This window comes from Ruegeria sp. D4 (genome assembly GCF_056534475.1).
On the sequence record NZ_JBQFPJ010000013.1, the window covers coordinates 92198 to 107363 of the forward strand.

General features: G+C 58.9%; 11 protein-coding genes. 9 read left to right on the top strand and 2 right to left on the bottom strand.

Going from position 1 to position 15166, the window contains the following annotated elements; all coding sequences use genetic code 11:
- Positions 1-241: 241 nt before the first annotated feature.
- From ACR0MI_RS16850 to ACR0MI_RS16860, 3 genes are read left to right on the top strand one after another with little or no spacing between them, the layout of a single operon-like run.
- Positions 242-910 carry a hypothetical protein gene (locus ACR0MI_RS16850; RefSeq protein ID WP_170616473.1) on the top strand — a complete coding sequence of 223 codons (669 nt, stop codon included), beginning with the start codon at positions 242-244 and terminating at the stop codon, positions 908-910.
- Positions 911-960: 50 nt separating this feature from the next.
- Positions 961-2409 carry a TrkH family potassium uptake protein gene (locus tag ACR0MI_RS16855; protein ID WP_170616471.1) on the top strand — a complete coding sequence of 483 codons (1449 nt, stop codon included), beginning with the start codon at positions 961-963 and terminating at the stop codon, positions 2407-2409.
- The gene (locus tag ACR0MI_RS16860) at positions 2409-3983 is read left to right on the top strand and encodes a thiamine pyrophosphate-binding protein (RefSeq protein ID WP_170619754.1); all 1575 of its coding nucleotides are present in this window, start codon (positions 2409-2411) and stop codon (positions 3981-3983) included. The genes ACR0MI_RS16855 and ACR0MI_RS16860 overlap by 1 nt, the downstream gene beginning before the upstream one ends.
- 65 nt (positions 3984-4048) lie before the next feature.
- Here ACR0MI_RS16860 and ACR0MI_RS16865 read toward each other — a convergent pair whose 3' ends face one another.
- Positions 4049-5788 (bottom strand): serine protease, encoded by a 1740-nt coding sequence (locus ACR0MI_RS16865; RefSeq protein ID WP_170817278.1) that lies wholly within the window; start codon positions 5786-5788, stop codon positions 4049-4051.
- 205 nt (positions 5789-5993) lie between these two features.
- Between ACR0MI_RS16865 and ACR0MI_RS16870 the strand changes: the two genes are divergently transcribed.
- A complete protein-coding gene (locus ACR0MI_RS16870; RefSeq protein WP_170616465.1) occupies positions 5994-6923 on the top strand; it encodes a glycine--tRNA ligase subunit alpha in 930 nt (309 codons plus the stop codon).
- A gap of 8 nt (positions 6924-6931) precedes the next feature.
- On the opposite strand, the gene ACR0MI_RS16875 is transcribed toward ACR0MI_RS16870, so the two are convergent.
- Positions 6932-7564, bottom strand: coding sequence for a MarC family protein (locus tag ACR0MI_RS16875; protein WP_170616463.1), 633 nt, complete (start codon positions 7562-7564; stop codon positions 6932-6934).
- A 71-nt stretch (positions 7565-7635) separates the two neighbouring features.
- Here ACR0MI_RS16875 and ACR0MI_RS16880 point away from each other — a divergent pair, with 71 nt between their 5' ends.
- From ACR0MI_RS16880 to ACR0MI_RS16900, 5 genes are all read left to right on the top strand, one after another.
- Complete coding sequence (locus ACR0MI_RS16880) at positions 7636-8181, top strand: DUF6446 family protein (RefSeq protein ID WP_170616461.1); 546 nt, start codon at positions 7636-7638, stop codon at positions 8179-8181.
- A gap of 10 nt (positions 8182-8191) precedes the next feature.
- Positions 8192-9403, top strand: coding sequence for a sodium/glutamate symporter (gene gltS, locus ACR0MI_RS16885; protein ID WP_480441938.1), 1212 nt, complete (start codon positions 8192-8194; stop codon positions 9401-9403).
- Between the two features lie 9 nt (positions 9404-9412).
- Positions 9413-11632, top strand: coding sequence for a glycine--tRNA ligase subunit beta (gene glyS / locus ACR0MI_RS16890; RefSeq protein WP_170817277.1), 2220 nt, complete (start codon positions 9413-9415; stop codon positions 11630-11632).
- A 43-nt stretch (positions 11633-11675) separates the two neighbouring features.
- On the top strand, positions 11676-14237 hold the full coding sequence (locus ACR0MI_RS16895) for a pyruvate, phosphate dikinase (RefSeq protein WP_170616455.1): 2562 nt from the start codon (positions 11676-11678) through the stop codon (positions 14235-14237).
- 186 nt (positions 14238-14423) lie between these two features.
- On the top strand, positions 14424-15065 hold the full coding sequence (locus tag ACR0MI_RS16900; protein WP_170619755.1) for a cell wall hydrolase: 642 nt from the start codon (positions 14424-14426) through the stop codon (positions 15063-15065).
- The last annotated feature ends 101 nt before the right edge of the window (positions 15066-15166 follow it).

The window sequence follows — 15166 nt, forward strand, 5'->3', positions numbered from 1 at the left end:
GGTGCGTCTTGGCGATTTATTGCCGCACCGCAGCAAAAATTCTGCACAAGCACAAATATTTGGGTAGTCTGCAAGACAATGCAGATGCAGCATGATCGCACCAGGTGGTGCGACACCTTAAAGGATGCCGGGACGTGCAACGCCTTGGATTGCAAATTCGGTCTGCCGCCCAAAGGGCCCGAACCGGAGAACCCCCTTTGCTTTGTCTCTGCCTGCATCGCTTTCAGAGGAGAATTAGTAGATGAACCCGATTTCCGGACCATTGGAACTTCAGGCTGCGGCCGTGCGTGTGGCTGGCTATGCCATGGTCAATCAGATGAAGATCATGCAAATCATGACCCGCTCTGCGATCGAGTTGCCTTTAGTACCCTTGCAGGCACTACGTGCGGCAGCGTCTGAGTCCTCTGTGGTGGAACCTGCTAAGGAAGCAGTCCGCGCAAAGCCAGCGGTAAAACCCAAGATCCGGGCAAAACGTAAAGCGCAGGTAACGCCAAAGGCACCTGTTGTCAGAGCGTCGTCTGTCACGCCCAAACCGGTGGCAAAGAAAGTGGAACCTAAAACAGCGCCGGTCGCCAACGCTGCCACGCCGAAACCGGCCAGTGCAAAACCGTCCGCTACTGTGGCCAAGGCGCCGACGCCCAAAAAGCCAGCGGTCAAGCCGGAAGCGGCAGCAAAGCCTGAAACCGTCAAAGTGGCGGCACCCAAGTCTCAGGCAGGCAAGACGGCCGAAATAGTGACAACCAAACTGCCGGACGACAAGCCAAAGCCTGTCGCGCGTCAAGCAAGCAAGGCATCCGAGGCACCAGCGGCGGCAAAACCTAAAACCGCCGCCGAACAGCCGGTGCGGCGCACCCGGGCACCTTCCAAACCGCCCGCGATGCCAGTTCAGGCACCAAAATCGGACAGTTGATCCCGACATCCGCTTGACACAGTCGTGCAGGCGCGCCAACGCTGCGCCTCATGACGGATATGCGCCCGGTTGGATATGTGATTGGCCTGTTGGTCGCCATTCTAGGGGCGACCATGCTGCTGCCGTTGCTTGCTGACCTGATCGAAGGGCGGGGCGAATGGAATGTGTTTCTGGAAAGCGCCGTCATTACCGTTATGACCGGCGTGGTCTTGGCCATGAGCTGTTCGAACGGTGTGGGCGAGGGGCTGACAATCCGCCAGACCTTTCTGCTGACAACCGGCGTGTGGGTTGCCCTGCCGGTGTTTGGCGCCATTCCGTTCATGTTCGGCGAAACCGAACTGCGTTTCGTTGACGCCTATTTCGAGGCCATGTCCGGCCTGACAACGACAGGGTCCACGGTTCTATCGGGTCTGGACGGCATGCCCACTGGATTGCTGCTGTGGCGCGGAATCCTGCAATGGTTGGGCGGGATCGGAATCATCGTGGTTGCGATGGTGTTCCTGCCCGAACTGCGCGTCGGGGGCATGCAGATCTTCCGCTCGGAAGGCTTTGAGACCATGGGAAAGATTCTGCCGCGCGCGCAAGAGATCGCCGGGCAGATTTCCATGATCTATGTTGTACTGACTCTGATTTGTGCCCTGGTCTATGCAGCCTTCGGGATGAGTTTTTTCGACGCCGCCGTGCATTCGATGACGACCATCGCGACCGGAGGATTTGCCAACTATGACAGCTCATTCGCCGTATTCTCGGGTCCGACGGAGTATGCCGCTGCCGTTTTCATGATTCTGGCTGCACTGCCATTCGTGCGGTATGTGCAACTGGCCAATGGCAACACCGGTTCGCTTTGGCAAGACAGCCAGATTCGCGCCTTTCTGGCGACCATTGCGGTGTTGGTCGTTGTCATGACCGTCTTTCTGACGACCGTGTTCCCGCACCATTGGGAAAGAGCCTTGCGGGAATCGCTGTTCAACATAACCTCGATCATTTCCGGCACGGGCTATGCCAGCGTCGACTACATGGGTTGGGGCAATTTTCCGATTATGCTGTTCTTTCTGATCGGTCTGATCGGTGGCTGCGCTGGTTCTACGGCCTGTTCGATCAAGGTATTCCGGTATCAGCTTTTGTTCGCGTCGATCAAAACCCAGATCAGCCGCATTCGTTCGCCACACGGCGTGTTCACACCGCAATACGACGGCCGCCCCATCAGCCGAGATGTTTTGACCTCGGTCATGAGCTTCTTCATGTTCTTCGTGCTGACGATGGGTGTCCTGTCCTGGGCGCTGGCTCTGACCGGGTTGGATTTCATTACATCCGTGTCCGGTGCTGCAACCGCACTTGCCAATGTCGGACCGGGCCTCGGCAATCAGATCGGACCGGCCGGCAATTTCGCGGGGTTGAGCGATACGGCGAAATGGCTGCTGATCACGGGTATGCTGGTCGGTCGGCTTGAACTGCTGGCGGTTTACGCGATCTTCACCGTTCAATTCTGGAGAAGTTGATGAAAAGAACCCTTGGTGCGCAAATCTCACATATGCTCAGGGATCGTGGCGTAGATGTGATCTTTGGCATTCCGGGCGTACATAATCAGGAAATGTATCGCGGTATCGAAGAAGCGGGCATCAAGCACGTGCTGGCGCGGCACGAGCAGGGGGCGGGCTTTATGGCCGACGGCTATGCTCGTGCTACCGGGAAACCGGGCGTGGCTTATGTGATTTCCGGACCAGGGTTGTGCAATATCATGACGCCGATGGGGCAGGCTTATTCCGATTCCGTCCCGATGCTGGTCCTGTCCTCCTGTCTGGATGAGGTAAATGCCCAGCGGGGCCAGTTGCATCAAATGAAGGATCAGCGCGCCGCCGCGGAAACCGTGGCGGACTGGTCCTGCCTGGCTAACACCGCCGACGCGGCCTTTGGCCTGGTCGAACGCGCGTTCGAAGAGTTTGAGTTGAAGCGCCCCCGCCCCAAACACATTCAGGTGCCGATCGCACAGCTTGAGGCTGAGGCTGACCCGGCGCCGTTCCCGAATCAGCCCGGGCTCAGAACAAAAGTGCTGCCACCTGATATCGCGCCGGTCCTGTCGATGCTGAATATCTCGCGCCGCCCCCTGTTCATTCTGGGCGGAGGGGCGCATTCAAATCTGTGGCGGCAGATATTGACGCAACTGGGGGCGGCATGCTTCACAACTTTTGCGGGGCGGGGCATGGCTGGCACCGGTTACGCTCTGGATTTCGGGGCGATGCTGACACGACCGGGCAGCGCCGATGTGATTGCGTCAGCGGATCTGGTTGTCGCCGTTGGGGCGGAACTGGGGGAAGTAGATCTCTGGCGCGACAAACTTGGGCACACATCGCAACTGATCCGCGTCGATCTGGACCCCGAGGTTCTGTCAGACCGGCATCGTGCAGCGATCAAGCTGCAGGCGGATGGTGAAAGCTTTGCGAAAACGCTTTGGGCGGTGTTGGATAAGGTGAAACCGGCAACTGGTTGGACTGCCGAGGAGGTGGCCAGCGCCCGTACCAAGTGGCGGGCCGAAATCGACGCCGAACGCCCCGGGATCGCCGCAGCGATTGATGTGATGCGCGCGGCTTTGCCTGCAGACACGATGATTTACTCGGATATGACGCAGTTTGCCTATGTCGCAAAGGAACTCTGGGACATGGCCTATCCGTATCACTGGCATCACCCGACCGGGTTCGGCACGTTGGGATATGCGTTGCCTGCGGGCATTGGCGGCGCGATTGCCCGACGCGGCAAGCCCACGGCCGTGATCGCCGGGGACTATGGGTTCCAGTACACGATGCAGGAATTGGGCGTGGCGGTCGAACTGGGTTTGTCCCTGCCAATCATTCTGTGGGACAATGGCAAGCTGAAGGAAATTGAAGACAGCATGGTGCGCAGCCAGATTGCGCCGAATGCCGTTGAGGCTCGCAATCCAGATTTCTGCAAGCTGGCCGAAGCATTTGGCGCGTTGTCGTCCCAACCCAACTCGGGGGTCGGCCTGCAATCCGCCATCCGTGCGGCGTTTGATGTGCCGGTACCCACGCTGATCCGCGTCACACCGGACATATTCTGAAGCTTCGGAAAACAGGTATGGCGCCGCCTGGTCTGGCGACGCCATTAGTGGAACCTAACGGTTTCTTAGTCCCAGCAGTGAACCAGAACAGTCATTCCGGTTGCGCGGCGGTTCAACTCGTTTGGTGAAATTTCACCGACCGCCTGCCCAGGCTGACCTGCAACACCGGCTTTATCCAGGACTGTACGCAGTCGATCAACCGAGGCGGCAAGACTGACCGAGTCGGGCAGGGTGCGACCGTCAGAGCTTTTAGGCAGAAGCATCCCGACCACGTTTCCGCTGTCGTCGAACACCGGACCGCCTGCATCGCCGGGCTGTGCGACCAGTGTAAGACGTTTTATTCCATCTTCGCCATTCAGGCCCCGCACATCGGCGACTTGACCGAAAGTCAGTGTTGGTGCACCCAATGCGCCCAGATAGGAAAAGCCAGATACGGCCACTTCGGATCGGATACGAGGCTCATCTGCGCTGAATTCGGCCACGCTCATGGGGGCAAGTGCCCGGCTTGGGCGCAACACGGCCACGCCTAGATCGGCATCGTCCCACGCCACTTGAACCTCCTGATCGTCGTCCAGGGTCATACGGGTGCAGTTGTTTGCCACTTCCGAAACCGTCAGAACCGTACCGTTGGCAGCGGCGAAGAAGCCCGAGCGGGACAAGCGCGGTTTACGCACCTGCAAGCCTGAAACCAGGTCGATCCGCTGTTCCGCATCCGCGCCGGCACCGGCGTCAAGGACCGCATCCCTTGTGGTAAAGCTGGCGTTGATGGAGGCCAGTACGCGTGCGCGGCGCGCCTCGTCCCCTTCCGGCCAGACCAGGGTGAAGCCCTTGATCTTGCCATCCTTCAATGCGGCCTGCGTGTAGGATACAATCCCTTTCCCGCGGCCTTCCAGCGTGAAGCGATCGCCCCGCAGGGTGCGCGGGCCGTTCAGCGGAACAATTTCCAACGACTGCATCACCTCGTACAAAGCGCGCAACGTCGCCTTGTCACCTTCCTGGCTGATCAACAGCACCTGTGCATTCAAATCTGCGGTCGCATTGAAATGCGCAAACGGTGCTTCGTAGCGGTCAAAGGTCACAACACCCAGCGGTAAGTCCAGTTCAATACCGGCCTGCGGGTCTGCGTAACGCTTCATGCCAACGCTGATCAGCGGTGCATTGTAGCCGTCCATCAAGGCCTTGCGCTGCTGCGTCGTCAGAACGCCGGTGGTTTCAAACCCATTGAAGCGCTGCCATTCGGCCATGGAACGGCGTGTACCCTGACCAAAAGCCCCGTCAATCGTCGAGTCATAGAACCCCTCTGCCTGCAATGCTGACTGCAGGTCTTTGCGTTCCTGCGCGGTCAGCAGGCGTTCACCCTGCAGAGCTTGCGATCGGGTTTCATCGGCATCTTGCGGAACCGCTGCAGCTTGCGGCTGTTCTGTTTGCGCCTGGGTTTGAACCGGCGGCGTTACCGCGCCCCGATCCAGAACGTTCGCACCAACTGGCCAGAATTGCGGCCCCAGTGCGTTCGAATAGGCAATGAAACTGTCCGACGGGATTTGACCCTCAGCCCGGTAAACCTGCAGAACCTGATCCGCATCTGATCGTAAATAGGGTCCTATTACAATGGCATACCAGCCGCTGTTAAGGCGAAACCCATTCACGTCGGGCAGGGTATTTGCATAGATCTGCGCCCGATCCTGCGCCGCCTGCAAGGTCGGTTGTGCCTCGATCTGGACCCAGACACCCGTATCCTGTTGCGCAAAAACGGCGCGCACACCCAGTAGAAAAAGAAATGCAATTGAAGTGAATATGCGTGCCATTGTCCGCCTGTGTTTCGCAGAGTTTTTTCAGCCCGGAGAATACGCCAAATCAGCCTCGGAACGCCATGGCCAGATTAAGGGGAATTTCCAGTGTGGCCGCACAGAGACATGACGAGCCCACTGGCCCGTTGACGCCCCCGGACCCCTTGCATAGGAAGGGCAAAACCGACCGGAAACGGATGCTGCGGCGTCCAGGGGAAATGTCATGACCGAACCGTCCAGCGCTCCACGTTCATTTCAGGAGATCATCCTGAGGCTTCAGACCTACTGGGCCACCAAAGGATGCGCCATTCTGCAGCCCTATGACATGGAAGTTGGAGCTGGCACGTTTCATCCTGCCACGACGCTCCGCTCGCTGGGGTCCAAACCCTGGGCTGCGGCCTATGTGCAGCCCTCGCGCCGTCCCACTGATGGTCGCTATGGCGAAAACCCGAACCGGTTGCAGCACTATTATCAGTATCAGGTGCTGATCAAACCGAGCCCGCCCGATCTGCAGGAGTTGTATCTGGGCAGCCTCGAGGCGATCGGCATCGACATGGAATTGCACGACATCCGATTTGTCGAAGATGACTGGGAAAGCCCAACTCTGGGCGCATGGGGTCTTGGCTGGGAAGTCTGGTGCGACGGGATGGAAGTCAGCCAGTTCACCTATTTCCAGCAGGTCGGCGGACATGATTGCGCGCCGGTCTCGGGTGAACTGACCTATGGGCTCGAGCGTCTGGCGATGTATGTGCTGGGCATCGATCACGTGATGGATATGCCGTTCAACGACCCGCAATCGCCCAGCCCTTTAACCTATGGCGACATCTTCAAACAGACCGAAGAGGAATACGCCCGCTGGAACTTCGATGTGGCCAATACCGAGGTATTGCTGCGTCAATTCGAAGAGGCCGAGGCAGAATGCGCCGCCATTCTGGCGCAGGAACATGACGATCCCAAGACCGGGAAGCGTATCATCATGGCGCACCCCGCTTATGACCAATGCATCAAGGCCTCGCACATCTTCAACCTGCTTGATGCCCGTGGCGTGATCTCGGTAACGGAGCGTCAGGCGTATATCGGGCGTGTGCGGGCGCTGGCCAAACAATGTGCGGATGCGTTTGTTCTGACCGGGGCCGCCGGTCACGCGGGCTGATGGGCAGGTCAGGCCAAACCGGGAAGCAATGCCTTCAGGCCATCCGCGATCATGCCGATTGCGATGGCCGACAGGATCATGCCCATGAACCGGCTCATGATCACGCGCGCGTTGTCAGACAGCCGCTTTGCCAGGGCCGTGGCGTTCCAGAACGTGATCAGAAGCAACAGCACGACCGCAAGAAAAACACATGTGTACACAATGGCTTCGGTCGGGCTTTTGATACGATGAGCATACAGGATCAGGGTTGTAATCGTTCCGGGACCAACGAGAATGGGAAATGCAAGCGGGTAAAAAGCGACCGCTTCAAGCGTCGCATAGGATTGCTTTTCATCCTGCGTGCCGTGGTGCGAACTGCTTTCGTTACCGTTCAGCATGTTCAGCCCGAACATCAGAACAACAAGGCCCCCGGCAACGCGCAGGTCGTCGACGCTGATTCCAAAAAGACCCAAAACCTGACTGCCGATGACGGCAAACCCTCCACCCAGGATAAGGCAATAGACAGCAGTCTTGATCGCAACTTTTCGCTGGTCGGCGACGGACAGGCTCTGAGTCACGCTCAGGAACACCGGCAGGTTGGTGACTGGGTTCATGATCGCGAAAAGCGCGCCAAAAAAGCCGATGGCAAGGGTCGTTTCCATTCAGGGTGCCTCGATCAGTTCTGCAATCTGCGCGAGGTTGTCCTATTTTCAACGATGAATGAAGGGGCAGCATGAGCGAAAAAAGAAAAAGTTCGGCCGGAAAGGTCATTGTTGTCATTCTGTTGCTGTGCACGGCCATCGCGGGCATCAGCATGTATTACTTGCAGATTTACGGGTTCTACTATGATGTCGAAGCGAAACCGGGCAAGGATGTCGTTCTGACAGAAGTCGAAACGAACCAGCCGGTTGCCATCAGTTACAGCGCATTTCAGGCGATTGACGCGGATAGTTCTCCGATCCGCTATCGGGCTTGTTTCGAAACAGAACTGACATTGGACGAATTGTCCGCTGCCTTCATGCCTGCTGACGATCCCGAACCGCTAACCGCGCCCAGCTGGTTTGGCTGTTATGATGCCGTGGCCGTCGCCGACGCGCTGAAGGCCGGACATGCGCGGGCGTACATAGCCATCAAAAACGTCCATTTCGGGGTCGATCGCATTGTGGCCGTGACCGATGGCGGGCAGGGCTATGTCTGGCACAGGCTGAACAATTGCGGCGAGAAGGCTTATGACGGGACAGTTGTGGGCGAAGAATGTCCGCCGCGGCCACAGGAGTAAGAGGTTCATTTTGGTTGATACGGTCCAGATCCCCGATTTCCTGACAGCGACGCTGGGATTTGCGGTTTACCTGATCGGTGCCGAGATCAACGCCCGGGTCGCAACTCTGCGTCAGTTCAACATCCCCGAACCGGTAACAGGGGGGCTGCTGGCATCGCTCGTTGTGTTGCTGCTGTATTTGGTGGCGGGTCTTGAACTGTCCTTTGGTTTGGCGGCGCGGGACTTCCTTCTGGTGCTGTTCTTTGCCGGGATCGGATTGAATGCCCGATTGTCGGATCTGATTGCAGGCGGCAAGCCTTTGTTTTTGCTTCTTGTCCTAACTCTGATCACAATTGTCGCGCAAAACGCCATTGGCGCGGCTGGGGCTGTCGTGTTCGGCTACCCTATGCAATCCGGAGTATTGTTTGGCTCTGCGGCGCTGATCGGCGGTCACGGTACTGCAATCGCATGGGCCCCGGAAGTGGGCCGGGCCACCGGTCTGGAAGGCGCGACCGAACTTGGGGTGGCCGTGGCCACGCTGGGTCTTGTTTTAGCTGCGCTTGTTGGTGGCCCCGTCGCTCGGTTTCTGATCGAAGGGCGCAAGCTTAGCCCGGATCGGCCGGAAGAAGAGCATACCGTCGGTCTGCCGGACAATCCGGATGAAGCGAGCGCCGGAATAGATCACCTGACGGTGATGCGCGTTTTGCTTCATCTGAATCTGGCCATCATTCTTGGTTACGCACTCAGCGAAGTCATCACGGCAGCCGGGCTCAAACTGCCATTGTTCGTGCCCTGCCTGATCATGGGCATCGTGATCGCCAACGTCCGATCGGCCATCGCGCCCTCAGCCCCTCCGGTTGCGCGAACGCCGTCGCTGGCGCTGATCTCCGAGTTCGCGTTGGGTGCCTTTTTGGCCATGTCACTGATGAGCCTGCAATTGTGGACCATTGCGGAGCTTGGAATTGCCATCGCCGCAATCATGACCGCGCAAACCCTGTTTGCGGTGGTATTCGTTATCTGGGTGCTGTTTCCGATTATGGGTTCGAATTACCGCGCTGCGGTGCTGGCTGCCGGGTTCGGAGGTTTTGCGCTGGGTGCCACTCCGACCGCCATCGCAAATATGACCGCCGTGACCAAGCGATATGGGCCGTCGCCTATTGCCTTTATCGTGCTGCCCCTTGTATCCGCATTCTTTGTGGATATCGCCAACGCCATCGTCATCCAGACGATCGTGAATTTCTAAGGACCGAAAATGCCCGACCTGCTGATCGAACTGTTTTCCGAGGAAATCCCCGCACGCATGCAGCGCCGTGCGGGTGAGGATCTGAAAAAGAAGGTGACAGATGGTCTGGTCGAGGCCGGTCTGACGTATGCCGGGGCCGCAGCAATGACAACTCCGCGCCGTCTGACACTGGCGGTCGAGGGGCTGCTGGCCGAAAGCCCCACTATCCGGGAAGAGCGTAAAGGCCCGAAGGTCGGCGCGCCGGACAAAGCCATCGAAGGGTTCCTGCGCGGCGCGGGCCTGACCCGCGATCAGTTGGAAGAACGCGAGACACCCAAGGGCGAGGTGTATTTCGCAACCATCGAAAAGTCAGGTCGCCCGGCTGCCGATATCGTGTCCGAGGTGCTTGACGCCACGATCCGCAATTTCCCTTGGCCCAAATCAATGCGCTGGGGCAGTGGCCCGATGCGCTGGGTACGCCCTTTGCATTCGATCCTGTGCATCCTGACCGACGAGGCCGGTGCGCAGGTGGTTCCGCTTGAGGTCGAGGGGATCACCGCCGGTGACAGAACCGCCGGTCATCGCTTCATGGCGCCGGATCGTTTCTCGGTTTCGTCTTTCGAGGACTATTCGGCCAAGTTGAAGCGAGCCTTTGTTGTATTGTCTCCCGAGGTGCGCGCCGAACATATCTGGAATGACGCCCAGAACCTTGCTTTCGCTGCCGGTCTTGAAGTGGTCGAGGATAACGGGCTGCTGGCCGAGGTCGCCGGGCTGGTCGAATGGCCGGTCGTTCTGATGGGCAAGATTGACAGTGAATTCCTGGATTTGCCACCCGAGGTTCTGCAAACCTCGATGAAGGAACACCAGAAGTTCTTTTCGGTCCGCAATCCCAAAACGGGTCGGATCGAACAGTTCATTACCGTTGCAAACCGTGAAACCGCTGACAACGGGGCAACCATTCTGGCCGGGAACCAGAAGGTTCTGTCGGCGCGCCTGGCAGACGCCAAGTTTTTCTGGGAGAACGACCTGCGCGTTGCCAAATCGGACATCACCCAATGGACCCGCGCGCTGGAGAATGTGACCTTCCACAACAAGCTGGGCACGCAAGCCGAACGGATCGACCGCATCGCAGCGCTGGCCCGCGAACTGGCCCCGGTGGCGGGGGCGGATGCGGATCAGGCCGAGAAAGCCGCGCGTCTGGCCAAGGCCGATCTGAATTCCGAGATGGTCTACGAATTCCCCGAACTTCAGGGGCTTATGGGCCGCTACTACGTCGCGGCCGCAGGCGAAGACGCGACCGTGGCCGCCGTGGCACAGGAGCACTACTCGCCGCTGGGTCCGTCGGATGACGTGCCGACCGCGCCGCTGTCGGTGACCGTAGCGCTTGCCGACAAGCTGGACACACTGACCGGGTTTTGGGCGATTGATGAGAAACCGACGGGGTCCAAAGACCCTTATGCACTGCGTCGTGCGGCGTTGGGCGTTATTCGGCTGGTGCTGGATAACAATCTGCGTGTTCGGATGGACCGTTTCTTCGACAGCCAATTGGTTCGAGCGGAAAGTGCTATCAACGACGCGCTGCCGGAAGCGAATACACGCGTTCTATTGGAAAAAATCGCCGAGCACGGCGTATTTGGTGCGGCCTTTCAGACAGTCAAAGAAGGGCTTGAAGGATCACCAGCGGCGGCGTTTCTTGAGCTGGAGAAAAAGGTTCCAGACGCATCTGACGACCTCCTCTCCTTCTTCCATGACCGCCTCAAAGTCTTCCTGCGTGACGAGGGTATCCGCCACGACATCATCGACGCCTGTATCGCGATGGACGGCAATGACGACCTCAACCTGCTGGTCAAACGCGCCCGCGCGCTGAATGCGGTGATTGCGACCGAGGATGGAGAGAACCTCGTGCAGGGGTTCAAACGCGCCAACAACATCCTGACACAGGCCGAGGAGAAGGATGGCGTCGAATACTCCTATGGCGCCGACATAAAATTTGCGGAGACCGACAGCGAAAGGGCGCTGTTTGCTGCCCTGGATCAGGCGCAGGCCGAAATCGAACCTGCGCTGAAGGCCGAGGACTTTCCAAAGGCGATGGCTACCATGGCCGCGTTGCGCGGCCCGGTCGATGCGTTCTTTGACGAGGTTCAGGTGAATACCGACGATGATATTCTCCGCCGCAACCGTCTGAACCTGCTCAGCCAGATCCGCCGGGTTTGTCTGGGTGTCGCCGACCTGAGCAAGATCGAAGGCTGACCCAGAACTCACTTGCGCCAACAGTGTTTGCGCTTATGCTGCGGTGAAATCAAAAGGTGCCGCAGTGCAGAATAACCCGCATACAACGCTGATCACATCCGACGCGCCCGTCGCCGCCCATACCCATGGCGGCCGGGCGAAATGCCTGCAACGTCTGGTCCGGCTTGACCTGCCGGTCCCGCGCACGGTCGCCTTGTCATTCGATGCGGTCCACCGGATCGCCGAAGGTCATATCCCCGACATCGCCGCCATTCTAGAACAGTTCGAACCGACTGCATTGCTGTGTGTGCGTCCCAGCTCCGAGGACCCCGACTGGGGCGGGCCGGGCGCGGTTCTGAACATCGGCATGAACGACGCCCGCTATGTTGACCTGTCCGACAAGATGGGAGCTGAAGCAGCGGCCGCACTGTATCTGCGTTTTGTCCAGAGTTATGCCATCCATGTCGCCCGGCTGGACCCTGACCTGTTTGATGATATCGATCTCACCGGCCGCGAGGGGTTGCGCCAGTCCTTGCGCGCTTACGAAGATGAAGCCGAAGAGGCCTTTCCGCAGGATCGGGGCGAGCAACTAATCGGTGTTCTGCGTTCGATGGCCCGAGCCTGGGATGGCACTTCCGCGCGTTTGCTGCGTCAGGCCAAGGGCGCGCCGGCCGATGCCGGCCTTGGCCTTGTCATTCAGGAAATGATACCGGGCGTCGGGCAGGGGGAATGCGGTTCCGGAGTTCTGCAGCTTGTGGATTCCACGACCGGGCTGCCGCAGATCACGGGCCGTTACCTGAGTCAAAGCCAGGGTCGGGACGCTTTGGGCGAAGACGTGGCGGCGCTGTATCTCGAAAAAGACCCGCGCGGCTTGTCACTCGAAGAGCTGGCCCCCGATGCATTTAACGACCTGAAATCTCATGCCGCGCTGATGCGCGAAAAGCTGCGTGAGGAAATGCAGGTCGAATTCGTTATCGAAAACGGACACGTGCATATTCTGGACGGGGTACGCGTTCAGCGCAGTGCCCGCGCCGCGATGCGGATAGCCGTGCGTCTGGCCGAAGACGGTATTGTGCCGCCGCAGGACGCGGTGATGCGCGTTGATCCGCACTCATTGAACGAGTTGCTGCACCGGCAGGTACACCCCAAGGCAGAGCGGGACATCCTGACCACCGGGATCGCCGCCAGCCCCGGTGCGGCAACAGGCAAGATTGTTTTTACCTCCGCCGAGGCACAGGCCAGCGCCGCGCGGGGCGAGCCTTGCATTCTGGTACGGCGCGAAACAGCGCCCGAGGATGTGCGCGGCATGCATGCCGCAGTGGCCGTGCTGACGGAAAAGGGCGGCATGACCAGCCACGCAGCGGTGATCGGGCGTGGTCTGGGCCTGCCGTGTATCGTTGGCGCTTCGGAGATGCGGTTCCAGACAAAAAAGAAGCTGCTGACCGCTCCGGACGGGCGTGTTTTCCAAACCGGTGACGAACTGACAATTGATGGCAGTTCGGGTCAAGTTCTGGCCGGTCGGCCCGCGATGCTTGAGGCCGCGCTGGACGATTGTTTCCAGACACTGATGGGTTGGGCCGACGCCGAGCGCGATATTGCAATCCGCGCCAACGCAGACACGCCGGCGGACGCACAGACCGCGCGGAATTTCCAAGCCCAGGGCATCGGCTTGTGCCGAACCGAGCATATGTTTTTCGATCCCGGTCGGCTTATTGTCATGCGCGAGATGATATTTGCGCAGACCTCGTCGGGTCGTGCGGCTGTGCTGGAACGTTTGCTGCCGATGCAACGCGAAGATTTCGTGCAGCTTTTCCGGATCATGGAAGGGCAACCTGTCTGCATCCGCCTGTTCGACCCGCCATTGCACGAGTTCCTTCCAACCACTCGTACAGGGCAACGTGAACTGGCCGAAGCACTTGATCTGCCGGTGTCGGATGTCGAGCGGCAGGTCAATGCGATGACTGAATACAACCCGATGCTGGGCCTGCGCGGCGTGCGTCTGGGGGTTACGGTGCCTGAAATCTATGACATGCAGGCGCGGGCCATCTTCGAGGCCACGATCGAAGCCAGTATGGATGGTGCGGCCGTCGTGCCCGAAGTCATGATTCCGCTGGTTTCCGCCAGGCGCGAGGTCGAGCTGGTGAAGTCCCGTATCGACTCCGTGGCTGCGGCCGTCGCCTCGGAAAAGGGGCAGGAATTCGAATACAGACTGGGCGTCATGGTGGAAACACCGCGTGCGTGCCTGCGTGCGGATGAGATCGCGCCACAGACCTCGTTCCTCAGCTTCGGAACAAACGACCTGACCCAGATGACCTATGGGCTGTCACGCGACGACGCGGGAAGGTTCATGTCCGCCTATGTGCGCCAGGGCGTGTTTGTCGAAGATCCGTTTCATGTACTGGACCGCGACGGCGTCGGCGAGCTGCTGAAACTCGGGGCTGAACGCGGGCGTGCCGCGCAGCCGGATGTCACGCTTTCGGTCTGCGGCGAACATGGCGGAAACCCCGAATCAATCTCGATTTGCCGCGATCTGGGTTTTGACTATGTGTCCTGTTCGCCCTTCCGGGTGCCTGTCGCTCGGCTGGCTGCCGCTCAACTGGCGATTTCGTCCAGACTTGGGGGTTGACAAGGGTCGCAAGCCCTAGGAATAGTGGTTTTGGAAGGACCTGTGGTCGAAAAAACTCGACCCCGCAGGCAATTTTCCTCTTGCATTTTTTTCAGATGTAGACCTTTCGCCCTCAGTGCGTTAAGAGCCTCATCGCGCCCGCCGGGGGAGGGTATGGCGCGAGAAGTGCCTGTGCGAGGTTATCTGATGCTACGTTACATAATGGCTGTTGCCACTGTGGCAGCAACCGTGCTGCCGACTGTATCCTTCGCCGAGAAGGAAGAGACTCATTCCGCCAAGGCTGAGCTGGTGACTCGGAGTGAACTGCCGGGTCAGGTTTTTCGTGATTACCTGAAGCTATTTACGCCCCGAAAAGAAGCCAAACCGCTGGACGTATCCTATTCCAAGGAATGGTTGGACCAGCAGCCCAAGGCAACCGGCGATGAGCATTGGAAGTGTCTGGCCGAAGCGCTGTACTTCGAGGCACGCGGCGAAAGCGTCCGTGGTCAGTTTGCGGTGGCCGAGGTTATCTTGAACCGGGTTGAAAGCAGCCGCTTTCCGGATGATCTGTGCGGTGTCATCCAGCAGGGAACGGGCAAGAAGTACCAGTGTCAGTTCACCTACACCTGCGATGGCCGCAAAGAGGTCATTCACGAAAAGAAAGCCTATGAGCGTGTCGCTAAAGTTGCCCGCACGTCCATTGATGGGATTGCAGATCAACTGACCGAAGGGGCAACGCATTATCACACCAAAGCCGTACGCCCGTCTTGGTCGCGGGTGTACAAGGAAACCGCCCGGATCGGTGTGCACATCTTCTATCGTCACAATTACCGTACCGCGAGCAACTGACCTGCTTCCGATTGGTGACTAAGCACCGCGAATGCTGAACCGGCATTCGCACGCTCGGGTTTCGCAAGTTCTCGCCGGTGCAAATGGCCCAAGTGGCGTTT